Genomic DNA, 23273 nt, shown 5'->3' with positions numbered 1-23273 from the left:
GTAGGAATCCGAAAACCGAACTCTCCATCGGACGTTGCGGCTGGACGCACTTATTTCCGGAATGTGATTCTCTTGCGCCCAGTTGTTTTCAGCACGCTTTTTCTTGTTGTCATCCTGAACTGGCTCTGGCCATTGCCTCTTCCTCTCCCGGCGAGGATCGCCGCGGCCTGTCTGATCGTAGTGGTAGGGCTTTATCACTATTGGTGCCGTCTTTCCTCGGGCTCGGTTTTTGCGCCTGAGATGCCGCGTCTGGCGGTCATCCTGTTCAACTGGGGTTTCGGTGCCCTGATGTTTGTCACCGTCCTGCAACTGGCGGTGGATGGAGGCGCCGCGATCTGGGCACTTGTGACATGGCGTCCTTTTCATATCGGCACCGTGTCCCGCGTGGTTGCGGGGGCACTTGCGGCGTTTCTCTCGGCATGGGGGGTAGCCAACGCTCTGCGTGTTCCCCCCATACGTGACATCACGCTTGATATTGCCGGATTACCGCCCGGATTTGAGGGTTACCGTCTGGTTCAGCTGACGGATCTTCATATCACCCGCCTCTTTCCCGCACGTTGGGCGGAGGCCGTGGTGACAAGGACGAATGGAGCGGGGGCCGATCTGATTGTGGTCACCGGGGACTTTATCGATGGTTCGGTGGCAATGCGCCGAGATGACGTTGCCCCGCTCGCAGCCCTGACGGCTCCGGATGGTGTGTGGGCCATTCCCGGCAATCACGAATATTTCTTCGATTATGCCGAGTGGATCGCTCATCTCTCGCGCATGGGTCTCCGATTCCTGCTCAATAGCCACGAAATAATCAGGCGGAAGGACGATACACTCGTCCTGGCGGGGGTGACGGATCGTTCGGCTGCCCATCATGGAGAAGTCGGCCCGGACCTCGCACTTGCGCTGGCGAACCGACCGGTAACCGCGCCCGTGATCCTGCTCGACCATCAACCCGGCGAGGCGCGAGAGGCGGCGCGTCTGGGCGTTGCGTTGCAGCTTTCGGGTCATACTCATGGTGGCATGATCTACGGGCTGGATGCCCTCGTGGCGCGTGGCAACAAGGGTTTTGTCTCCGGGTTATATCATGTCGGAAGCATGGCCCTGTATGTCAGCAACGGCACCGGCATATGGCCCGGCTTCGCCCTGCGCCTTGGCCGCCCTTCGGAGATCACCCGATTTACCCTGCGCGCTTCCTGACTTTTCACAAGGCCATAAAAGCCTTTCCGGCGGACTCAATCGAGATCAACAGGACCACGCTGCGGACAGGTCTTGCCCGATCGGCAGTGTGGCGGCGCTTTGACTGTTTTTCTCTCCCGGCCATGCCTCGCTCTTCGTTCATACGCCAGATAGGGTGACGTTGCGCCTGTCTGTCAGCGACGATGCCTTCATGGTGGACAGCTGATAAACTGGTCGGTTGATGCGGCCCTGGGCAAGACGAGGAGGCACCATTCACTCCCGGGATGATCCCTGACTCGAAGAGCGATCGGTGCGGCAGCGCATCGCCTCAGCCACGGACCCGACATTCCACGGGTGTTCGTTTGTCTGGACATCTGTGCGTATCCAGCGATGATTAGGGGCGGGTTTGATGGCGGTTCGATTGGCTTGAAGACTCCAAGCGGACCGATCATAGACTGCGCGATGCTTGATGGTTACCGGGTCGAAGACGGTGACCAGGGACAGCTTCACTTGGACGGCGAGACGGGTGCGCGTGGCGTGGCATCGCCTTGGCTCATGGCGACGAGCGCACATTACGGCACCGGACTTCTCCAAAGGCCGCCCCCTCTTCGACAGATCGATATCGGGCTTTTCAGAATGCGCTCATGCGAAGCCCCTGATACCAGAGAGCCATGTTTCCCTGATTGACTCAGGAATGGCTCAAAATCAACGATATGGTAAATCAGGATTTTGCTTCTAATCCGCTGCATCCCGCAGAAAACTGCGGCAAATGCCGTGGTGTCCCGTACGGGATTCGAACCCGTGTTACCGCCGTGAAAGGGCGGTGTCCTAGGCCTCTAGACGAACGGGACTGGAGGCGTGAGCGGCTGATTATCCCAGCGGGGGGGAGGGGTCAACCCCTAAATCGTGGCGGCGTCCAAAATAAAAAAGCTCAGCATATCCTGACCTTGCCACTGCTCGCAGCGCAATTGCCCGGCCACATGAAGCACCGGCATGGCGCGGTCTTCCAGCAATTCCGCAAAGGTCTTGTCAGCGGCTCGGAACACGAGACCACGCAACCTGCCGCCATCTTCGCCCTGCAGGATCACACGCAGCGTATTGCCGTCACGGCCGATGCGTTCGCTTTTGACGGCGCGTACTCGGCTGATCGCGATGACCGGCTCTTCATGGCCTGCACCGAATGGTCCCAGCCTAGCGAGTTGCGCCGCGATTTCCGTGGTCGCCCCACGCAGGGCCAGAACCCCGTCAATGCTCAATGCGTCGTGGCGCGGGCGATGACGCGCCTCGGCCAGCGCCTGATCCAGATGGGCATGAAATGCTCCGGCTTTTTCAGCAGGGAGAGAGAACCCCGCGGCCATGGCATGTCCCCCCCCTGTCAGGAGCAAGCCCGACTGGCACGCAGCAATCACGGCAGCGCCTATATCCAGCCCCGGTACCGAGCGTGCAGACCCCTTGATCACGCCGTCCTGCAAGGCGCCAATCAGCGTGGGGCGATTACAGCGCTCGCGCACGCGACTGGCCACGATCCCCACCACGCCAGGATGCCAGCTCTCCCCATGCAGAAACAGGGCGGCATGCCCTGCCTCAAGCTGGGATTCCGCCTGGTGATAGGCCTCTGTCAGGATATCGGCTTCGACGGTCTGGCGCTGCCTGTTGATCTCATCGAGCTTCTCGGCCAGCGCGCGCGCTTCAAATGCATCCTCGCTGAGCAGGAGCTTGACGCCCAGCTCAGCCTGGGCGATGCGCCCGCCTGCATTGATGCGTGGGCCGATGCCAAAGCCGCAGGCCATGGCACTGGCTGTTTCCTTCACTCCTGCCACGGAGGCGAGAGTGGAGAGCCCCAGGCGCTCGCCGCGCCCCATCACGCGCAAACCTTGGGCCACAAAAGCGCGGTTCAGATCACGCAGCGGCATGACATCGCAGATGGTGGCGAGCGCGACCAGATCGAGCTTGCCCAGAAGGGCCGGTTCCTCATGCGTTTCAAACCAGCCGGAAAGACGCAGGGCGCGGCAGGTGGCGACCAGGGTCAGAAAAGCAACGCTCGTGGCACAGAGATGACCCAGCCCCGAGCCACAATCCAGACGGTTCGGATTCACCACAAGGCAGCCGGGCAGAATGGCGCCGTCAGGCTTGTGATGATCCAGAACGATGATATCGCCCTTCCCCCGCAGAGCGTCGAGCAGGGCGACTGCCGCTGTGCCGCAATCCACACAGACGAGCAGCGTCGCCCCCTTGGCGCGCAGCCCCTCGAGGGCAGGCGCGTTCGGGCCGTACCCCTCTTTCTGCCGGTCCGGAATATGGAAATGGACCGCACAGCCCAGTTCGCGCAGCGTTTCGGTCAGGAGGGTGGTGCCGCAGGCGCCATCCACATCGTAATCACCGAACACACCGACGGTCTCACCGCATCGGACCGCCTGCGCGAGGCGGGCGGCGGTTTCGTCCATGCTGTGCAGGCAGGACGGATCGGGTAGCCAGTCACGCAGCCTCGGATCGAGAAAGGCCGCGACCTGTGAGGGATCGACCCCCCTGCCATGCAGTATGCGTGCGAGAAGTTCCGGAATACCGGCGCGCTGCGCCATCGCAAGGGCCACGCGGCCATCGCCGGTCGCCAGTTTCTCGTCGCGCCAGACCCAGGAACGCCCGCTGCCGCTGGAATGAACGGACAGAACCGGATCTGGCGGAACAAGGAACGAGGGAGCGTCAGACATGCGCTCCCTTATAGAATGGGTTCAGTGACCTGCCCATGTCTTGGTGGAGAAATCGTGGCGCCCTTCAATGAAGCGCACCGTGGCTGATTTGGAGCGCATCACGATGGAATGGGTGCGCGCAATGGTGGGGCCATAGAAGCGCACGCCGCGCAGAAGTGTACCCGTGGTCACGCCGGTAGCGGAGAACAGAACATCGCCGCGGGCCATGTCATGCAGGCCGAGCTTGCGGGTGGGGTCCTTGCCAGGGTCCATCGAGCGGGCGCGTTCGACCTGGCTTTCATCCTCGAACATCAGGCGGCCCTGCATCTGGCCCCCGACGCAGCGTACCGCCGCGGCAGCGAGAACACCCTCAGGGGCGCCACCGGAACCTGCATAGATATCCACGCGGCTCTCATCCATACAGGCGGCGATGGCAGCGGCCACGTCGCCATCGGTCAGCAGCATGACGCGCGCGCCAGCTTCACGGGCGCGGGCAATCAGCTCTTCATGGCGCTCGCGGTCGAGTGCGCACATGGTGATGGAGGAGATGTCCTTGCCCTTGGCCTTGGCGAGGTCACGCAGCGTGGTCTCGATCGGGGCATCGATATCGATCAGGTCTTCCGGCAGGTTCGGACCGACCACCAGCTTTTGCATGTAGATATCGGGAGCATGGAGGAAATTGCCGCTTTCGGCCAATGCCACCATGGTCATGGCATTGGGCATGTCCTTGGCGCAGAGATTGGTGCCTTCCAGCGGGTCGACAGCAATATCCATCTTGGGGCCGCCAGCCCCCACCTTCTCGCCGATATAAAGCATCGGCGCTTCATCCATCTCGCCTTCGCCGATCACGACCGTCCCTTCGATCGCGACCGTGTCGAACGCGGCCCGCATGGCCTGAACGGCTGCACCGTCAGCCTCGTTCTTTTCCCCACGGCCTGTCCAGGCCGATGACGAGATGGCCGCAGCCTCTGTAACGCGCACAAGTTCGAGCGCGAGGTTGCGATCCGTCACTTTATACTTAGGAGAGAAAGGCATCCGGTATATCCTATCTGTACTCTATCCAGCTGAGCCGGAATTGCGACACGCCCTGTTATGCCGGGATGTGCCGCCTTTGCCACATCACACAGTCTCGATTTTCATGAGCAGCGGTGTGCCGACGACAGTTTCCAGGGGCTCGAGGGCCGTCAGGACGGAAAGCATGGCCGCCTCGCTGGTTTCATGTGTGACAAGCGCAAGCGGAACAACCGTCTGTGAACCGGCAGGCTGAACAGCTTCCTCGGCGGCATGCTGGGAGAGCGCGCGCAGCGACACGCCATAGTCGCGCAGGGCTGCCGTGATATCGGCCACGACGCCCGGACGGTCCTGAACAAAAAGGCGCAGATAATACTGGCCGCCCAGGCTTTCACGCGGGGCGCAGGCGATTTCGGGCTTCGGGTCCATGCCCCAGACGGGCAGGGCCGTACCACGGGCAAGATCGATCACATCGGCCACGACGGCGCTGGCGGTGGGACCGGCACCGGCGCCACGCCCTTCGATCAGCATCGGACCGCTGAAGGCGCCCTCGGTCAGTACGGCGTTGAACACGCCATCCACATTGGCGATGGGAGCGGATTGCGGGACCATGCACGGGCGCATCGAGGCCTCGATCTTGCCCTGACCGTCACTACGGGCACTGCCGAGAAGCTTGATGCGATAGCCCATCTCGCGGGCGAAGGCCTGATCGCAGGCGGCGATATTGCGGATCCCCTCGACATGCAGCGAATCGAAACGCACGGGCTGGCCGAAGGCGAGACCGGCCAGAATGGCGAGCTTGTGTGCGGCGTCCCAGCCATCCACATCAGTGGATGGGTCGGCCTCGGCATAGCCGAGTGCCTGAGCTTCCGCCAGGATATCCCCGAAATCGCGGCCCGTCTCGCGCATCGCGGTCAGGATGTAGTTGCAGGTGCCGTTCAGAATGCCGCCTACGCGCAGCAGATGGTCGGCGGCCAGACCCTCACGCACCAGCTTGATGGCCGGGATACCGCCCGCCACCGACGCTTCGAAAAGCAGCGAGGTTTCGTTCTCGCGTGCGAGGCGTGCCAGAGAGGCCCCGTGAATGGCCAGCAGGGCCTTGTTGGCTGTGACAACCGGCTTTCCAGCCTTCAGCGCGGCCTCTACGAGCGCACGGGCCGAGCCTTCGGCGCCGCCAATCAGCTCGAGCACCACATCGACCCTGGGGTCGGCGGCGAGAGCGATGGCGTCGTCATGCCAGGTCAGGCCGGTCAGATCGACTCCGCGGTCGCGCGTGCGATCACGCGCCGAGACGGCGACCACCTCGATGGTTCGTCCGGCACGGGCGGTGATGGCCTGGGCGTTTTCACGCAGAAGGCGCACCACGCCAGCCCCGACCGTGCCAAGACCCGCAATACCAAGATGAAGTGTTTGACCGTTCACGAAACTGCCTCTGCCTGTTTGACGCCGTGTTTGTTGAGAAAGGTCTTGATGGCGCGCGTGGCCTGACGCAGGCGCTGCGTGTTCTCGACAAGACCGATGCGGACGAAGCCCTCGCCGTATTCACCAAAGCCAAGCCCTGGCGCCACGGCCACTCCGGCTTCCTTGAGCAGGAGCTTGCTGAAATCGACGCTGCCCATTTCGGCAAAGCGCTCGGGGATGGGCGCCCAGGCAAACATCGAGCCCTGCGGCGACGGGACGTCCCAGCCTGCGGCATGAAGCCCGCGGATGAGCACGTCACGCCGCTCGCGATACATGTCGCGGATTTCCGTCACGCAATCCTGCGGGCCGCTCAGGGCTGCAACGGCCGCTACCTGAATGGGGGTAAAGGCCCCGTAATCGAGATAGGATTTGATGCGTGTGAGCGCCTGGATCAGATGCGGATTGCCAGCAGCAAATCCCATGCGCCAGCCCGCCATGGAATAGGTCTTTGAGAGCGAGGTGAACTCGACCGCGATGTCCTTGGCGCCTGGTACCTGCAGGATGGACGGCGGTGGCTCGTCGCCGAAATAGATTTCGCAATAGGCCAGATCGGACAGGATCCAGATCTGCTCGCGACGGGCAAAAGCCACCAGCTCCTTGTAGAAATCCAGCGAGGCTGTGAACGCCGTCGGGTTGGAGGGGAAGTTCACGATCAGCGCGGTTGGCTTGGGTACGGAATGGCGTACGGCGCGTTCGAGCGCGCGCAGCATGTCCTCATCCGGCGTGGCCGGAATGGAACGCACCGAGGCACCCGCGATGATGAAGCCGAACTGATGGATGGGATAGGACGGATTCGGCACCAGGATCGTATCACCGGGGCTGGTGATGGCTGAGGACAGGTTGGCCAGCCCCTCTTTCGAGCCCAGAGTCGCGATGACTTCGGTCTCGGGATTCAGATCCACGCCGAAGCGACGCTCGTAATACCCCGCCAGTGCGCGGCGCAAACCGGGAATGCCCCGGCTGACCGAATAGCGGTGGCTGCGCGGGTCTGCCACGGTCTCAACCAGTTTTCGGACGATATGCGGCGGTGTGGGGCTGTCGGGATTGCCCATGCCCAGATCGATGATGTCTTCACCATGCGCTCGGGCCGCGGCCTTGGCCTTGTTCACTTCGGCGAAGACATAGGGCGGCAGGCGACGGATGCGGTGAAACTCTTCGGTCATTTTTTCGGCTCGGGGGCACAGGGTTGAAATAAAATTACCGGAGTCAGGGCGACTCCGACAATCTTCACTAACCTGATTTCCGGACCGGGTGAACCGCCCTCAGTAAGGCGAGCGGTCAATTCTCGCGCCACGCCCCAAAGCACCGGCGCTGATCCGGATGTCCGATGCCGCCACGCCATGCAGGATCAGAGTCTGGGCCAGAGCGCGGGCACGCAGCAGACCAAGCTTGATTCCGAGCACCTGTTCCGAGGGGCGGAAGGAGGTGATCTCACCAAATCCCTTCACATAGACGATGTCATGCGGGCCGCGTCCGCCCAGCGCCTTGCCGATCGCGCCTTCCTGGCCACGGGCCATCTGATCCGAGGCCTGATTGAATCGTATCAGCGTGCCATGCGGCTCTGTCAGGTCATACGAAGGTGGGACGATATCGGGCAGGGCGGCGTCGCGCGGGATGTTGAAGCCCGGAAAATTCGGCGCAACCGGGGGCAGGTCGCCAATCTGGGGCAATTCGCTCGGCTTGATGGGGGGAGGGGCGAAGCGTGTCACCTCTGGCAGACCAGCTTCCGGCGCGGCGGGGGGCGCATCCTTTTTGGTCGCCTGCTTTGGCGCGGGCTGAGCCTGCTTGCCCGGCATGGAGGCCGGAGCGTTTGATTCAGCCGAAGTGGCAGCCGGGGGGGCGGCAGAAGCCGGTTTAGCGGGTGTTCCTGCTGCAGGTGTTCCCGCGGCGGGCGCGTTTTGCGCCGGGGGCGGGGTCTGACCGGGGGCAACCACGCTCATGGAGGAGCCACTATCGTCATTGGCCGGGCGAGGCTTGGGCTGAGGCGGTGGCGGCGGTGGGGCCACAATCAGCGGGCCGTCGGCCACGGCCAGATGCTGGCTCAGATTGCGCTGGAGCGTAAGCCGGTCGGTCAGGGCCTGCCGCGCCTGGGCGCTCGGCAGGTCCACACTGGTCATGGGGGTCAGGCCGACGCGCGGATAGGTGCCATGCGCGCCGGGAGCCGGGGGACGCTGCTTGGCAATCTCGCCGCCCTGATACTGATGATACCAGTTATCCACCGTGTCGACGGCGTCCCGGTGACCGCAGGCGCTCAGCGACATCACGAGTGACACCATGCCCGTCATGACGAGACCCGTGCGTGGCCAGCCTGTTTTAACCCCGCCTGTTTTAACCATGTCTCTCGATCGACCCTTGCGTTTCTTGTCCGGTTTCATCCTGCTGGCGCCACCCTAACCGCTCCGGCCCGTCGTGGCGAGATGCTTGATCTGGCGCAAAAATCGGGGGGGCTCTTGTGAGGTCCGCCCATCAAGCGCAACATAGATGGCATGAACAGGCTGCACGGACATAGGAACACCCGCATGCGTGGCACGACACCCCAGGACATCTCCCGTATCGCCCCACGTCTCGATGATGAAGAGCCCGATCCCCAGGCGCCCGATGCGCCCGAGCCCAAGGAAGCGGCCGAAAAGCCCCCCGGTGGCGAGATTGAAGGCAAGCTGTTCGAACAGCGCAAGGTGCTGATCTTCGGTGGCATCAACGACAAGGTGGCCCGCGATGTCACCGGGCGTCTTCTTGCTCTGGCAGGCGCTTCGGACAAGCCCATCGATGTGTATGTCAACTCGCCGGGCGGCCATGTCGAGAGCGGTGACACCATCCACGACATGATCCGCTTCGTGGATTCCATCGCTCCCGTGAATATGATCGGTACGGGCTGGGTCGCCTCCGCCGGTGCCCTGATCTTTGCCGCGGGCCGTCCCGAGCGCCGCCTGTGTCTGCCGAACACACGCTTCCTGTTGCATCAGCCGATGGGCGGTGTGCGCGGTCCGGCAACCGATATCGATATTGAAGCCCGCGAGATCATTAAGATGCGCGAGCGACTCAATCGTCTTTTTGCCCGTGAAACCGGTCAGTCCTACGAGAAAATCGCCAAGGATACGGATCGCAATCACTGGATGTCGGCAGAGGAAGCCATTGCCTATGGCCTCGTCTCGCGCGTCATCAGCAAAATGAGCGACATCAAGGAATAAGAAGAGGACCTCTCTCTCATGTCACGTCTTGAACAACTCTACAGCCATCTTCCGGATGCGCCGTCAGACAAGACCCTGGCCAAGGCCGATTTCGAAGCCCGTCACTGGAGCAGCGCCATTCCTGGCCCGCTCAAGCCGGGCACCGAAGAACACAAGCGCGCCGTGGCCGACATGTTCAGGGAGACCTTCAACCCCTACAAGCCCTCGGTCATCGAGTGGCCCAAGCTCGATCCGCAGACCCTTCATCGCATCACCTCGCTACCGATCTGGGATATTGCGGTGCAGACCGAGGGCAAGGCGCGCCTGCGCATGGCCGCCTATGCCGACATGATCGACGACCCGGACATGAAGGACGCCCTGCGCCGCAATGCCTGGGAGGAGAACCGCCACAAGGAGGTGCTCTCCAAGCTTGTTGAAGCCTACAACATCCCGATGGCCCCCGAGCCGCCCTATATCGAGCCGAAAGACACGGAGTGGGCGTATCTGGTGACCGGTTTCTCGGAATGTGTGGACAGCTTCTTTGCCTTCGGTCTGTTTGCCCTTGCCGAGCGTGCCGGTCTGTTCCCCATGGAACTGATCGAGACGTTCGAGCCTGTGATGCAGGAAGAGTGTCGTCACATCCTGCTTTTCGCGAACTGGCTGGCCTGGCATCGCGCCACCATGCCGTGGTGGAAGCGCCCCGTCTTCGAGGCGCGCGTGTTGGGTGTCTGGGCGTTCCTCGCCTATGAGCGCATGGATCTGGCACGTTCCATCGACTCCGAAGGCAATGAGCATACGCAGGACAACAACTTTACTGTGACCGGCGCCAAGGACATGACGGACATCGATATCAAGGTGCCCGAGCTGATGCAGCTCTGCCTCGATGAAAATGACCGTCGTTTCTCGGGCTACGATCATCGCCTGCTGCGCCCCACCACGACGCCGAACCTCGTCAAGACCGGGCTGTTCGCCTATCGTCTGTGGGAGAAGGCCTCGGGAGCGGTGCGTGCACGGCTTGGACAGACGAAGCAGCACGCCCCTGCATGAGTGTGATCGAGCCGGGGTCTGAAGCCCATAAGCATTATTTCTGTCAGCAGTTTATCGATACGCATCAGGTTTTCGATCCCGAAACCCTGCCATGGCCCGAACTGACAGATGAGGAACTCGCCCGGCTTCGCGCTGTCCCGTTCTGGCAGGAGGTGTATCACACCGAACGCCGGGCCGGGGCTATCGTCGATGCCTTCACCCCCCAGATCATCGATCCGGAGGTGAAGGAGGCGGTGCGTCTTCAGGGGTATGAAGAGGCGCGTCATGCCGATCTGATCCGCGTCATGATCGAGCGTTACGGCTTGGACGCCCAGAAGCAGCCTCTCGAGAAATTTCCGGCTGATCTGGAAAAGGCCTTCATCGATTTCGGCTTTGGTGAATGTCTCGACGCCTTCCTCGGATTCGGCGCGTTCAAGAGTGCGCGTCAATCTCAATTCCTGCCCGAAAAGATGTTCGAGATCTTCGACATCCTGATGTTCGAAGAAACGCGGCATATCGTCTTCTTCATCAACTACATGGCATGGCGCGAAAAACGACGCGGTCTTGGTCGCGCGCGGCGCTCTGTGAAATCGTTCCGCTTTTATCTGCGGGCGCTCAGCCGTTTGCTTGGCATGGTACGCCGCGGTCAGGAACCCAATGACGGCCGCGACTTTGCCGTTACCCAGACCAATCTCTTCCTGGACGGGTTTTCCTTTCGGGGATTCGTGGAAGATTGTTACCGGGAGAATGCCCGCCGCATGACCGCGTTTGACCCTGGCCTCATGCAGCCGCGTCTGTTGCCCGGCATCGCGGATCTGGCTCTGCGCGGGCTGCGTCTCTGGGACAAGGGGCGCGGCCTCTCGCGCTGATCGTTGGTCATTTCGCGTTCGGCGTGAAGCAGCGGTCTGACGACTGCTCACGCCACGCCGAGAAAATCGCTTCTCCAGGGCGCTCCCGTGCCGTCCGGTATGGCTCCGCTTAGTCATCGTGAATGAGGCCCAGCCTGAGAGCCGTATGAGGGCACGGGATTTCGCCCTTACTGGAACTGAAGATATGGCCGGCCGCTCGATGTCGGCGGAAGCCTGCCGGTTGTTCGGTCCCGGTCGGTATCCTGCCATATTTTCGAATGTGCATTCGGAACAATAAGCAATCGAAATGATAAGAGTAAGGATACGCGCGGTTGGGTCGGTGCAGTCGCGTCCCGTGTCCTCGCTCTCATCGCGCACAGGGTGCGTCGTCGCAAAATCAGAACTGATCACCGTTGGGTGCGATGAACGTTTTCGCAATTACTGTTGTACCAGGACCTTTACATTTTCCGGTCAGATGGACTGGCCATCGTATGGTGGACGCTCTGAAGCAGCCGGAAACGGAAGAATGCTGGTTGGTACGCATCTGCAAGGATGCACTCGGTCACAACGTCCCCGCACGCATGCTCCTCAATCACCAGTCGATCTATCTCGATAGATCTCAAACCCAGTATCGCTATTTCCATGTCGAACTCGATGAGCATGAGGCAATCTGGGCAGGGGCGCGCTGACCGGGCGCTATCTGGATACCGGCAATCGGGAGCAATTCGCCAATGCTCCCTTTACAATCCTGTCGCCTCGGTTCCATTTGGATAGCTCGTCCACTCTGCCGCTTGAGACATCGCGTGACTTCGTCGAACCTAATTACGAGGCGCTCCTGACGCGTATCGGCCGCAGCATGGAAACGCCTGTCCTCTCCCAGGATCCAAAGCTGCATCTGTGCACGGAGGATGGTCGCGTCATTCAGCCCACGCGTGTCGGTCCTGCAGGCTATGTCTCCACAATTCGCGCTTCGGTCGGATCGGTCCGGCTGATGTCCGAAACAGGCTGCCGAGCAGCCGTTATCGGTCCTTATGCCGGAACCACTGCGTCATCGTCGGGGCCGGTTCCTTCCGCAATCACAGGCGCGAACGAAAACGCCCGAAGCGTGACAGCACCGCGACGCCGGATGTCTGTCTGACCGATTCGTCGGACCTGAAGGGGCGGTGGTGATGCCGCCCCGATAGAAAGGCCTTTCTCGCCTCAGGCGAGACCCAGCAGGTGCTCCGTATCCGGATCGACTGGAATACCCAGTTCGGCGCGTAGATCGGCCTCTTCCCATTCCTTGTCCCCCGGCGCGCAGACCGGCACACCCGGTTCTGCTGCGGGCGAGGCGCGCAGGAGGTCAAGATAATCCCTCATCCCGGCCTCGAAGGACTCCTGCCCGATGAAGCGGGTCGGGTCGAACGCCACCATGATATGGCCCACGTTTTGCGGCTTGTGGCCCTCCTGAGCGGCCGCGGTGGAGGTCATGATCGGGTCGGGGTCCGCGCCCGAAAGCACGGCAGAGAGGATCGTGACCATACCGGCCAGGGCTGCGCCCTTATGGCCATAGGCCATTCCCCCAAGAGGCTGCAGGAACCGTGCCTGAGTGGCGTCCAGCGTCGGGTGTCCCTCTTCGTTCAGGGCGACTTCTGGCGGAAGGGGAAGGCCGAGGCTGCGGTAAAGTTTCACCCGGTTGAACGGGATGGATGAGGTGGCCATGTCGAGCAGCCAGGGCCGTCTGTCGCGCACGGGCGCGCCCATGGCGATGGGGTTGGTGCCATGAAAGGGCGCCCGCCCACCGGCCAGGGCCACGGCGGGGTCGGAATTGCTCAGGACAAGCGAGACGACCCCCTGCTCCGCTGCCGCCAGCGCATAGGCGCCACCCGCCCCGTAATGGGTCGAGTGATGGACGGTCACGGCGCCGACCCCACAGGTGCGGGCAAGGGACACTGCGTGGTCCATCGCCTCATAGGAGGCCGCATGCGCCAGGCCGAAATCGGCATCCAGTCGTCCAGTGGCAGGTGCCGTATGGCTGAACTGGCGTCGGGGCCGCTTGTTGACCCCTCCTTTCTCAAGCATGTCCACGTAGTAGCCGATCAGGCGCACACCGTGGCTGTCTGTGCCGAGCTGTGAGGCATGCATCATGGCGCGCACGGTTTGGGCGGCATCGTCGGGCAGGGCTCCGGCCCCGACGAGTCTGGTCTGGCAGGCCTCGGCGAGGCGTGCTGCCGGGTAGCGAGTGGCTTTGTCCATGGTGATCCGTTTTCAGCGGTTATGAGAGCCGAGCATCTGCCGTGCCCGTTCGCGATCAAGTGCGCCCTCCCATGCTGCAAGAACGACCGGTGCAACGCAATTCCCCGCCAGATTGCCCACGGCGCGCGCAATGCCACTGAACCAGTCGACGGCGATCAGCAGAACAAGGCTCGAAAGCGGGATCGAGGGCGCGGCGGCCATGGTCGCCGCCAGAACCACAATGGCGATTCCGGGAACACCATGGGCCCCCTTGGAGGTGATGAGCGCCGTGGCAAGCATCGAAAAAATCTGCGTGAGGGTGAGCGGGGTATGGGTTACCTCCGCCAGGAACACGATGGCGAATCCAAGATAGATCGAGAGCGCATCGAGATTGAGAGAATACCCGGCCGGTACGACGAGCCCCACGACCTGACGGGATATGCCAAGCGCCTCGAGTTTGGTCATGATACTGGGCAGCACGGAATCGGAGCTCGTGGTGGCCGTGACAATCAGGATCTCTTCGCGGAAATAGCGTACGAAATGGACCGGGTTGATCCGGCATAGTGCGAGGAGCCCGCCCAGAATCACCACGATGAATACGGCGATGGCGCTGAAATACAGAATGACAAACAGGGCCAGATGATCAATGGCATCGAGACCGTATTCCGCAACGGTCATCGAGACGGCACCGAAGACACCCAGGGGAGCGGTGGCGATGATCACGCGCATCATGCGTGAAAACAGCGCCGAGAAGCTCTCGATCAGTCGGGTGATGGGCGCACCAGCCTCGCCCAGACGCGACAGGCAGCATCCGAGCAGAACGGCGAAAAACAGGATCTGGAGAATATTCCCTTCTGCGAAGGCGGCGACCGGCGACCTCGGGATAAGGTTGAGAATGAAGCCGGTCACGCCTTGTCCGTGCAGTGCATGAGCGTTGGCGGCATAGCTCGCGACCGCATGGGCGTCTTCGGGACTGGGGGTATAGCTCATGCCACGCCCAGGGTGGAGCAGCAGCGCCGCCCCCACCGAAAGCAGAAGCACAAATGTGGTCATGGCCTCGAAATAGATGAGCGCCCGGCTGCCCAGACGACCGACTGCGCCCAGAGACCCGGCACCGGTAATGCCGCTGACCACGATGCAGAACAGCAGCGGTCCCACAATCATCAGGATGAGGCGCAGGAACAGATCGGTCATCCAGCGGCATTGATGCGCGAGATGCGGAGCGAAGAGCCCAAGCAGGATGCCGCCTAATGTCGCGATGATGACCTGAATGAAAATACCGGGGCGATACCGGGCGGATTTCTTCAGGTCATAGGTGCTCAAACGCGCTCTCCATCAGCTCGACAGATGAACGCCCCGGTGTGGCCGGGGCGGGGGATCAGTAGGTTACGTTGATCTTCGCGCCAACGAAACGGGGCAGGCCCGGTATGACGCCATAGAACGTGGCCTGCGTGCCGCCCGAGAGCCAGTAGCGGCGATCGGCCAGATTCTGCCCGTAGACGGTGAGCGACCAGTGCTGCCTGGGCGCGGCGAAGGTCAGGAAGGAGTTGAGCAGGAAATAGGCAGGTGCACGATAGATGCCGCCATCGCCGATATGCTGAGGCTGCGTCTGGGCACCACGGTAATTGTAGTCGACGTCGAAGCTCATGCGATAATCGGCAAACACGTTCCAGCTATAGACCGCTGCACCCGACAGCGTGAGGTTTGCGAGGCCCATATTATAGCCGTTGTAATTGGTATAGACGGGCGACCAGACGCCGGTGGAGGCGAATTGTGCCGTGGTTGCCCCTCGGTTCAGGCTCTGGAACTGGGTGTAGACGCCATTCTGGTAGCCAAAATTCTGCGTCAGAACGAGGCCATGGAACGGATGCGCCTCCATGTCGAATTCGGCACCGTAGATATAGGAGCGTGGGGCGTTCACATAGCCGCCCAAAACGCCATAGGGCGGCACCAGAATGCTGCCGAGAATCTGCTGGTCGCGATAATCATAATAGAAGCCCGCCGCATTGAAACGCAGGCGGCGGTTGAACAGCATGGATTTGAAACCACCCTCATAGGTGAGGACCGATTCAGGCTTGAACGGGCGCAGCTGGTTGGCATTCTGGGTGATATTGGCCGAAAAGCCGCCGGGCTTGAACCCCTTGGAAAAAATGGCATAGCCCATGATGTTGGGGGTGACCTGATACTGCGCGCCCACTCGACCGCCGAACTGGTTCGTTAGCGCACCGGCATTGCCGAAATTGGTTTGTGAGGTGGCCAGCCCGGTATTCAGATTGACGTTGGTGCTCGTCAGATTGAGCATCTGACGGTCGTCGGAATCATGATTGATCGCGCCGATCAGGGTCAGTTTCGGCAGGATACGATAGCTGAGCTGCACGTATTGATTGAAGTTCTGCTGATTCTGACGATAGGCCGTTTCGTTCAGCGGCGTCGTGCCGGGGCGGTCCGAGCTGTCGTACCAGAAGCTTTGCGCCATACGAGCGCGGCTGTAATACAGGCCCGTTTCCCAGTGGAAGCGCGCCTTGGGGTCACGCGATTCCAGCTTTACTTCCTGCGAGAACACATTGGTCTGGTTGTTGCGGAACATGTTGCCGTAGGATTTGACCGAGTTGGTCTGGTTCGTCAGCTCATGCTCGTCGACCATTTCATAGGCGCTTTGTGACCACAGACGCGCCCAGGTAAATTCCTTGGTGTAACGGGCATTGGCGCCCCAGAAGAGATTATCCTCGCGTGGCTTTGAATTGTTCGGATCAATGCCGATGATCTTTGCAAAGCGCGGGTCGAGCCCCCAGGCCGTCTGGTAGATGTCGCCTGTGATGGGGACGCCGTAGGAATTATAGAGATTATGCCCGGAGGATGACTCCGACTGGTCGGTCGTCCAGTGTCCACCAATATCGAGGCGTGAGGTCTCGTCGATCGTCCAGCGCAGCTTGCCGCGCAGCGCGCCGATATTGCTGTTGCCGTAGCCGCTCCCCTGCGCATTGTGCTGGAACCCGCCGCCTGTGAGCGACTGACCGGCGATGCGATACGACACGCTCTTTGATAGCGGTCCTGAAACGAAACCTTCCACGCGATTACGTCCGTAGCTGGCAATATCCTCTGTCAGCCCGGCATGGAATTGCTGGGTCGGGTCGCCGGTATGGAAATTGATCTCACCGCCTGTTGTAGGCTGACCGTGGGTGAAGCCCGAAGCGCCGGGGGCAACGGAAACGTCATCCATATCGAACAGGATACCCGTGGTCATGATGCTGACCGGGTAGGCGATGCCATCGACATAAGGCATGACCGAGGGCGTGTTGTTCTGGGTGAAATCCATCAGCCCGACACCGCGCAGCGCAAAATTGAGCGCGGCACTGCCGAAGCTGGGCTGAATGGTCAGGTTGGGCGCTACACGCACGATATCGGTCAGTTGCCGAACGTTCCGGTTCTGCAATTCCTGGCGGGAAAGAACGGTCTCCGAATGGGCGTCATGCTGCCCTGCGCTGGTTACCCCGCGCCGTGCCGAAACATGGACGGTTTCGCTGCTGCCCTCCCGGGATGAGGCGCGATGGCGTGAGGCGTTCTTGCCCGTCTTTGTGCGTGTCATGCCCTTATGGCCTGAAGCGTCGCTCCCTGACATGCCCTGCTGGGCGACCGGCATCGGTGCTGCGAGGGCGGAAACGCCGTCTGAAATGGGCCATACCGCCATTGTCGTGACCAGTAAGGCGGCGCGACAGGAGAAGGGGCGGGCAAGGCGCGACGTTAGGGGGTGAGGCATTCTGGGCTCCGTGGCGTCTTTGAGCGAGGGCGACGCGGCATTCCGGGGATCATCTTGTATACTAATTAGAATACAAATCGGATCAATTCAACATCGGAATGAAGGGTTCCGCCGATTCCCGAATGCGGCAGGGTACAGGTCGTATTTCGTCACGCTCGACGCTTGTCCCGACGCTTGCCGAAGCAGAAGGAGACGGGCATAGATTCAGCATGCCCTACGAAAACAGGCCGTCCAGCGACAGGCCCTCCAAAGACCGGCCCTACGACAAGAGCGAGCCCGAGCGCGCCAGCGGGCTCGTCATCGAGGAGAAGATCATCCGCGCCGTGCTTTCGGGACGTATCGCTCCCGGTGAGCGTTTCGGCGAGAAGGAAGTGGGCGAGATTTTCGGCGTATCGCGCACCATGGTGCGCGAGGCGATGATCCGACTCAGTTCACGCGGGCTGGTGGATGTGACGCCAAGACGCGGGTGGTTCGTCATCGAGCCCAGCGTGGCGGAAGCACGCGAGGTGATCGAGGCGCGGCGTGCCGTCGAATCCGGTTTGATCCTGGATCATGGTCTTGTCGGAGCAGAGGCCATCGCCCGGTTGCGCAGCCATTTGCACGCTCAGGAGAGCGCACTTGCAGGCCAGGATCTGGCCCGGCGCTCCTACCTGCTCGGGCATTTTCATGTGCACATTGCCGATGTGCTCGGCAATTCCGTTATCGCAACGATACTCGAGAATCTGACGGCTCGGACCGTTCTGATTGCCGCGCTTTACCAATCGGACGAGGATGCTCAGCATTCCTGCCAGGACCATGCCGCGCTGATCGAGGCCATGGAAAGAGGGGACCGGGACGAGGCTCTGAGGATCACGCGCGATCATCTGATCCATCTCGAGAAGGCGCTGCGCAACCGCGCCCGCAGTAACCGGCACGACCGTTTGCATGAGGCCTTTGCCGAATCCCGGGATTGAGAGACGAATCCCGGTTTGCGATCACGCGCGCTCCCAGCGTCCTTCAGGGCTTGGACGATGTGCAGCTTCAGAGATTGCCGTCCACAGTAAAGCCGAACGCACGAGGCTGCCCCATCTGCGCCTGAAGCCCTGCCCAGTTGGTACGCCCGCTGAACAGGATCGTCTCGTTCGTCAGGTTCTTCGTGTAGAACCGGATGGTATAGTGACGGGTGCGATAGCCGATATGGGCATTGAGCACGTTGTAGTTTCCGGCGATGAGACCCGTGCCGCTCTCGACCTGCGACGTATAGCTCCCGACACGGTTATAATTTGCCCCGAGAAAAAGCCCGTTATGAAAGGTTTTTTCGACCCCGATATTCAATGTGGCTGAGGGCGCATTGCTGAATTTTTTTCCAACCACGGAGCGATAGGCCGCAGGGGCGTCAAGGATCTTCGTGTCCAGCAGCCCCAATCCGCCGGAGAGATGCAGCGAGCGTGTCAGGTGATAAATCGCCTCAAGCTCAAGGCCGATACTGCGGCCGTGGGGAATGTTCACGAAGGTGTAATTCAGCAGGTCCTGATAATCGTGGAAGTCATTGTAAAAGAGATTCGTGTTGAGGCTCAGTTTCCGGTCGAGAAGCTCGGTATGCCCGCCCAGCTCATAGGTGGTGACCGTCTCCTGACCATATTGATAATAGGTGCCGTTATCCCAGTCGATCGCGCCACCGCCGGGGTTATAGCCCCGACGCACGGTGAAGCTCGCACTTGTGACGGGAGTGAAGCGGTAGCTCAATCCGCCCTTTGGCAGAAACATGGTGGTATTGCTATTCAGCGCGACCTTGCCCCATGACAGGGCTACATTGCGCGTCTGTGCCTCGTGTTCGACGCGGGCTCCGGCAATCAGGCTCAGCCCTCCGATCAGGTGCAGCGTGCCATCCAGATATCCGGCATAGGTTGTCTCCGCGTCCGGTCCGTTCACCCCCATATCCGAGCGGATGTTCTGGTCGCGGTTGAAGAAGTAGAATCCGGCCACGCCGTTCAGCCAGTTGCTGGCCGGAGCGAAGACGAGACGGTCCTCAACCGTATTGTTCTGTTCTTTCAAGGCAAGGTGGCCGAGGCTGTTGATGCTCCCCAGCGCATTGCCCTGGCGGAAAAGCGCATCGTACCAGACATGGCCATAGGTCAGCTCATTGCTCAGCGCAGCATTGAGGCGATAGCTCGCCCGCAGGCTGGCCTGATCGATGCTGGAGCGGGACACACGGGTGTTCATGTCGGGGTTGTCGAAGCGCAGGCGGGAGAGGTCAGGCCCCGTTGCCATGTAGAGATATTCTCCGTGCTGCTCGCGATGCCAGCCTTGAAGCGTGACCTTGAGCGCCGGGATGAGTTTCGGCGTCCAGAGCAGTTTGCCCCGTACAGATGTCTGATTGACCTCTCTTGGGTCGAAGGGCCAGGCCTTGCCCGGATAATGAATATAGCTGTTGCCTCTCATCCCGTCGGTCGTCAGGCGAAACGCCAGCTCATCCTTCAGGATCGGGCCTGAAACCATCCCGCCGAATACGCCTTTGCTGCCGGCGCTCTCATAGCCACCGCGAAGCGCCGCCTGCCAGAATTGTGTCGGCGCCTTGGAGCTGAGGGTGATCGCCCCGCCGATCGCGTTTCTCCCCTGCGTGGTGGCCTGCGGTCCGCGCAGAACGCTCACCTGCTCCATGTCCCACGTGCCAGCATCCACATAGCGTTGCCCCGAATAGGTCTCGGGCAAGCCATCGATGATGGTGGCCGTACGGGGCCGACTCCCTGACATCAGGCTGAAAATCCCGCCAGCGGCACCGGATCCGGTCACACCGCGAATGGTCGGGATGTCGGCGGCATTGCCGATCATGTTCGGCACACGGTTTACCACATCGTAGAGCGAGCGATACTCGCTTGCGTCCAGATGGCGCAGGATCGTCACTGCGCTATTCGTGTTCTGCAACCGGTCCAGCTTGTCGCCGACGACGATGATCGTCTCGCCCGGATGAGCGCTCTGCGCCTCTCGCGGCGTTGGTCTCTCTCCCTTGGGGACAGGTCGGGTAGTGGATGGCGTGCGTGCAGGGGATTTGTCTGTGGGCCGCGTGCGAATGTCCGAGGCGCCGAAGACGATACCGTCCGTCGCATGTGCCGGGGCCGGTATGGCGAAGACCCCGGCCACCGTGGCGAGGCGTATGGCGCGTGTGAGGGAAGGGGGGCGCAGGCGCGTCAGGGCCGTCTCGAGGGGGAGGGTCATCAAAGATTTCCAGAGGAGTATATGATAATGATTCTCATTATCACTAAACAGAAATGATATGGCTGGAAAGACAGCAAACAGAGCCAGTATTTCCTTGTTGCGCCGAAGGCACAGCGGCGAGCGGGGCAAGAACCTTTGCGGTTTCACCCGCCCTTTGCGTAAGGTCTCCCTGCTCGCGAAGTGTGTTTGCCCAGTAAAGGAGAGAGCTATACCGCTTTGATAGGCTTCCTCGATCACTGATCGCGGAACAATCAGTTATTACCGTTTTCCAGACGCAGCTATGCCCTGTGCCTATGACGATCTCGCCTGCACTCGCCCTGAAGCTCAATCCGCACGTCGCCGCCACCTTGCCTTCGGCGCTGTTCACCCATCCGGTTTTCGGGCGTGACCTGCGTGTCGGTACGCGAGGGTCGCCACTGGCGCTGGTCCAGACCCGCAGCTTCATGGCGCAGCTCGGGCAGGCTTATCCGTTTCTCGAAATTTTCGGATCGATCAAGGCGCAGGAAATCTCGACGCGCGGCGATCGCGACCAAAGCCGTCGTCTGGCGGAGATTGGTGGGAAAGGTCTTTTTTCCAAGGAAATTCATGAGGCATTGCGCGCAGGTAGGATCGATTTTGCCGTGCACAGTCTCAAGGATCTGGAAACCTTCCTGCCGGATGATCTCCTATTGGGCTGCACGTTGCGCCGCGAGGACCCGCGCGACGCGCTGGTCCTGCGTGACCGTGACGGCCTGTGTCCCGGGGGCGATCCGCTCTCGGCACTCCGTAAGGGCGCGATCATCGGGTGCGCTTCGATACGACGTCAGGCGCAGCTTCTGGCGCGCCGGCCTGATCTGCGATTTCGCCTGATTCGAGGCAATGTGCAGACACGGCTGCGCAAGCTGGAGGCGGGAGAATGCGACGCGACATTTCTCGCTCTGGCAGGCCTCAACCGCCTCGGGCTGGGGGATCGGGCGGATGTGGTATTCGAGCCTGAGGCGATGCTGCCTGCTTGTGGCCAAGGAATCATCGGTATCACCCTGCGCCGTAAGGATGACGGGTTGCTGGCGCTCATGCCTGCGCTCGAGGATCGCATGACGCGTCACGCCGCCATGGCCGAGCGCGCCTTGCTCGAAGGGTTGGATGGCTCTTGCCGTACGCCGATCGGGGGATATGCCTCGGTGGGAGAAGGCCGTCTTACCTTGCATGGCCTGATCGCCTCTGAGGATGGCAGTTTTGTGCTGCGCCGATCTCTCACGGCTTCTCCTGAAGAAGCTTCCGCTATGGGGGCCGAACTCGCCGCGATCATGCGTCGCGATACTCCCCGGGAGATATTTGACCGCCTGATCGGGCAGCCCGGCTGGTAGGGACAACGCGACAGGAGGCAGGCCCTGCCTCCATTCGGATCGTATCCGGAAGTTGGTCGCTGCGAAGCCGGCCGCTCCCATCACGGAGACGGGCGATGGGATGCGCCGTGCGCATGAAACCCGTCTCAGCGTCCCAAAAGGTTCTTACCACGCATAGGCTTCGGGTGCCTCGCCCCGCGGCCCCGGCCAGATCTTGTCCAGACGGGCAAGGATTTCTTTATCCAGAGCGATCGTCGTGGCGTGAAGCTGGAGGGTGAGCTGCTCCGCCAGGCGCGGACCGACGATCGGCGCGGTGACACCGGGCTGGTGCAGCAGCCAGGCAAGGGCAATGGCCGCCGGGTCTTCGCCCAGGCTGTGACAGAGGGATTCATAGGACTCGATGTGCGATCTGAGGCCTTCATTCTGGTTTACCAGGGCCGCCCGCCTTCCGCCGGCAGGATGGTTCAGGATGCCCCCGAGCAGTCCTCCCGCGAGCGGGCTCCAGGGAATGACCCCTATGCCATGATAACGGGCAGCAGGCAGGACCTCGCTCTCGATGGCACGGTTGGTGAGATTATAAAGGCTCTGCTCGGAAACGAGACCAAGCCTGCGGCCCTGCGCGGCGAAACCCTGCGCTGTTGCGAGATGCCAGCCTGCGAAATTGCTGCTGCCGACATAGCTGATCTTCCCTTGCTGGATCAGGACATCCATGGCCTGCCAGATTTCCTCCCAGGGAGTCGACCGGTCGATATGATGCATCTGGTACAGGTCGATATGGTCTGTCTTCAGGCGCTTCAGGCTCGCGTCGCAGGCCCGCCTGATATGATAGGCGGACAGATGCCGGTCATTGGGGCCATATCCCATGGGTTGATAGAGCTTTGTCGCAAGCACGATCTGATCGCGCCGCCCCCCTTGTGCGAGCCATCGGCCGATAATTTCTTCGGAAAGGCCGTATCCTTTCTCCATGTCGGGTTTTTGCGGCCCCCCATAGACATCGGCGGTGTCGATCATGGTGATCCCCTCTTCGAGGGCTCGGTCCATGATCGAAAAGGATTCTGCTTCGTCAGTGAGATACCCGAAATTCATCGTACCCAGGATGATCTGGCTGATTTTCAGGCCGCTTCGGCCTAGAGGGCGATACTGCATGACTGCCTCCCGAGATAACTGAAGCGCCTGTCAGGACCGGAATGTCCCGGCGCCCCCGTTTCCTGCATGGCACGGCGCGTTCCTGCCGATTAGGGGCATAAAGCAGCATGGATCTATCGTTTTGAAGCATGAAACCCAGGAAGCCGGAAGCGGGCATGCCGGGGAGAAAAGCGCGGTAGTGCCTGTCAGAGATATAGAGACAAACGGTTGGAGTAATAAGCCGAGAGTTCCTAGGACAATTCCAACAGTAATGACCGTGCAGAAACCAT

General features: G+C 61.2%; 18 protein-coding genes and 1 tRNA gene. 8 read left to right on the top strand and 11 right to left on the bottom strand.

Going from position 1 to position 23273, the window contains the following annotated elements:
• Window positions 1-72: 72 nt before the first annotated feature.
• Window positions 73-1188: a metallophosphoesterase gene (locus C0V97_RS15725; RefSeq protein WP_127103507.1), complete on the top strand. Its 1116-nt coding sequence runs from the start codon at window positions 73-75 to the stop codon at window positions 1186-1188.
• Window positions 1189-1942: 754 nt separating this feature from the next.
• Here C0V97_RS15725 and C0V97_RS15720 read toward each other — a convergent pair.
• The 6 genes from C0V97_RS15720 to C0V97_RS15695 all read right to left on the bottom strand — a co-directional run bounded on the left by C0V97_RS15720 (window position 1943) and on the right by C0V97_RS15695 (window position 8662).
• Window positions 1943-2018: transfer RNA gene (locus C0V97_RS15720), tRNA-Glu, on the bottom strand.
• Between the two features lie 48 nt (window positions 2019-2066).
• Window positions 2067-3875 carry a single-stranded-DNA-specific exonuclease RecJ gene (gene recJ / locus C0V97_RS15715; RefSeq protein ID WP_127103506.1) on the bottom strand — a complete coding sequence of 603 codons (1809 nt, stop codon included), beginning with the start codon at window positions 3873-3875 and terminating at the stop codon, window positions 2067-2069.
• A 21-nt stretch (window positions 3876-3896) separates the two neighbouring features.
• Window positions 3897-4889, bottom strand: a complete 993-nt coding sequence (gene glpX, locus C0V97_RS15710) for a class II fructose-bisphosphatase (RefSeq protein WP_127103505.1) — start codon at window positions 4887-4889, stop codon at window positions 3897-3899.
• 84 nt (window positions 4890-4973) lie between these two features.
• Complete coding sequence (locus tag C0V97_RS15705; RefSeq protein WP_127103504.1) at window positions 4974-6287, bottom strand: homoserine dehydrogenase; 1314 nt, start codon at window positions 6285-6287, stop codon at window positions 4974-4976.
• The gene (locus C0V97_RS15700) at window positions 6284-7489 is read right to left on the bottom strand and encodes an LL-diaminopimelate aminotransferase (protein ID WP_127103503.1); all 1206 of its coding nucleotides are present in this window, start codon (window positions 7487-7489) and stop codon (window positions 6284-6286) included. The genes C0V97_RS15705 and C0V97_RS15700 overlap by 4 nt, the downstream gene beginning before the upstream one ends.
• A 99-nt stretch (window positions 7490-7588) precedes the next feature.
• Window positions 7589-8662, bottom strand: coding sequence for a hypothetical protein (locus C0V97_RS15695; RefSeq protein ID WP_127103502.1), 1074 nt, complete (start codon window positions 8660-8662; stop codon window positions 7589-7591).
• A gap of 183 nt (window positions 8663-8845) precedes the next feature.
• Here C0V97_RS15695 and C0V97_RS15690 point away from each other — a divergent pair, with 183 nt between their 5' ends.
• The 5 genes from C0V97_RS15690 to C0V97_RS15670 all read left to right on the top strand — a co-directional run bounded on the left by C0V97_RS15690 (window position 8846) and on the right by C0V97_RS15670 (window position 12505).
• Window positions 8846-9514, top strand: a complete 669-nt coding sequence (locus C0V97_RS15690; RefSeq protein WP_127103501.1) for an ATP-dependent Clp protease proteolytic subunit — start codon at window positions 8846-8848, stop codon at window positions 9512-9514.
• Window positions 9515-9532: 18 nt separating this feature from the next.
• Entirely contained in the window at window positions 9533-10540 is a 1008-nt protein-coding gene (locus C0V97_RS15685) for a ferritin-like domain-containing protein (protein ID WP_127103500.1), read from the top strand.
• Window positions 10537-11388 (top strand): hypothetical protein, encoded by an 852-nt coding sequence (locus tag C0V97_RS15680; RefSeq protein WP_127103499.1) that lies wholly within the window; start codon window positions 10537-10539, stop codon window positions 11386-11388. The genes C0V97_RS15685 and C0V97_RS15680 overlap by 4 nt, the downstream gene beginning before the upstream one ends.
• Before the next feature lie 470 nt (window positions 11389-11858).
• Window positions 11859-12056: a Hint domain-containing protein gene (locus tag C0V97_RS15675; RefSeq protein WP_158625450.1), complete on the top strand. Its 198-nt coding sequence runs from the start codon at window positions 11859-11861 to the stop codon at window positions 12054-12056.
• 77 nt (window positions 12057-12133) lie between these two features.
• Entirely contained in the window at window positions 12134-12505 is a 372-nt protein-coding gene (locus C0V97_RS15670; protein WP_127103497.1) for a hypothetical protein, read from the top strand.
• 62 nt (window positions 12506-12567) lie between these two features.
• Here the strand turns inward: C0V97_RS15670 and C0V97_RS15665 are convergent, their stop codons facing one another.
• From C0V97_RS15665 to C0V97_RS15655, 3 genes are read right to left on the bottom strand one after another with little or no spacing between them, the layout of a single operon-like run.
• Complete coding sequence (locus tag C0V97_RS15665) at window positions 12568-13602, bottom strand: Ldh family oxidoreductase (protein ID WP_127103496.1); 1035 nt, start codon at window positions 13600-13602, stop codon at window positions 12568-12570.
• A gap of 12 nt (window positions 13603-13614) precedes the next feature.
• Window positions 13615-14904: a cation:dicarboxylate symporter family transporter gene (locus tag C0V97_RS15660; RefSeq protein WP_233582219.1), complete on the bottom strand. Its 1290-nt coding sequence runs from the start codon at window positions 14902-14904 to the stop codon at window positions 13615-13617.
• A 55-nt stretch (window positions 14905-14959) separates the two neighbouring features.
• Complete coding sequence (locus tag C0V97_RS15655) at window positions 14960-17338, bottom strand: TonB-dependent receptor (protein ID WP_233582218.1); 2379 nt, start codon at window positions 17336-17338, stop codon at window positions 14960-14962.
• Window positions 17339-17547: 209 nt separating this feature from the next.
• On the opposite strand from C0V97_RS15655, the gene C0V97_RS15650 reads away from it, so the two are divergent.
• Window positions 17548-18291, top strand: a complete 744-nt coding sequence (locus C0V97_RS15650; protein ID WP_127103495.1) for a GntR family transcriptional regulator — start codon at window positions 17548-17550, stop codon at window positions 18289-18291.
• Window positions 18292-18358: 67 nt separating this feature from the next.
• Here the strand turns inward: C0V97_RS15650 and C0V97_RS15645 are convergent, their stop codons facing one another.
• Entirely contained in the window at window positions 18359-20533 is a 2175-nt protein-coding gene (locus tag C0V97_RS15645; RefSeq protein ID WP_127103494.1) for a TonB-dependent receptor, read from the bottom strand.
• Window positions 20534-20826: 293 nt separating this feature from the next.
• Here C0V97_RS15645 and hemC point away from each other — a divergent pair, with 293 nt between their 5' ends.
• Complete coding sequence (hemC, locus tag C0V97_RS15640) at window positions 20827-21879, top strand: hydroxymethylbilane synthase (RefSeq protein WP_127103493.1); 1053 nt, start codon at window positions 20827-20829, stop codon at window positions 21877-21879.
• 144 nt (window positions 21880-22023) lie between these two features.
• On the opposite strand, the gene C0V97_RS15635 is transcribed toward hemC, so the two are convergent.
• On the bottom strand, window positions 22024-23004 hold the full coding sequence (locus C0V97_RS15635) for an aldo/keto reductase (protein ID WP_127103492.1): 981 nt from the start codon (window positions 23002-23004) through the stop codon (window positions 22024-22026).
• Window positions 23005-23273 lie beyond the last annotated feature (269 nt).

Origin of the sequence: Asaia sp. W19 (assembly GCF_003994335.1) — a bacterium.
Lineage (GTDB): Bacteria > Pseudomonadota > Alphaproteobacteria > Acetobacterales > Acetobacteraceae > Asaia.
This window is presented reverse-complemented; position numbering and strand designations above follow the sequence as displayed.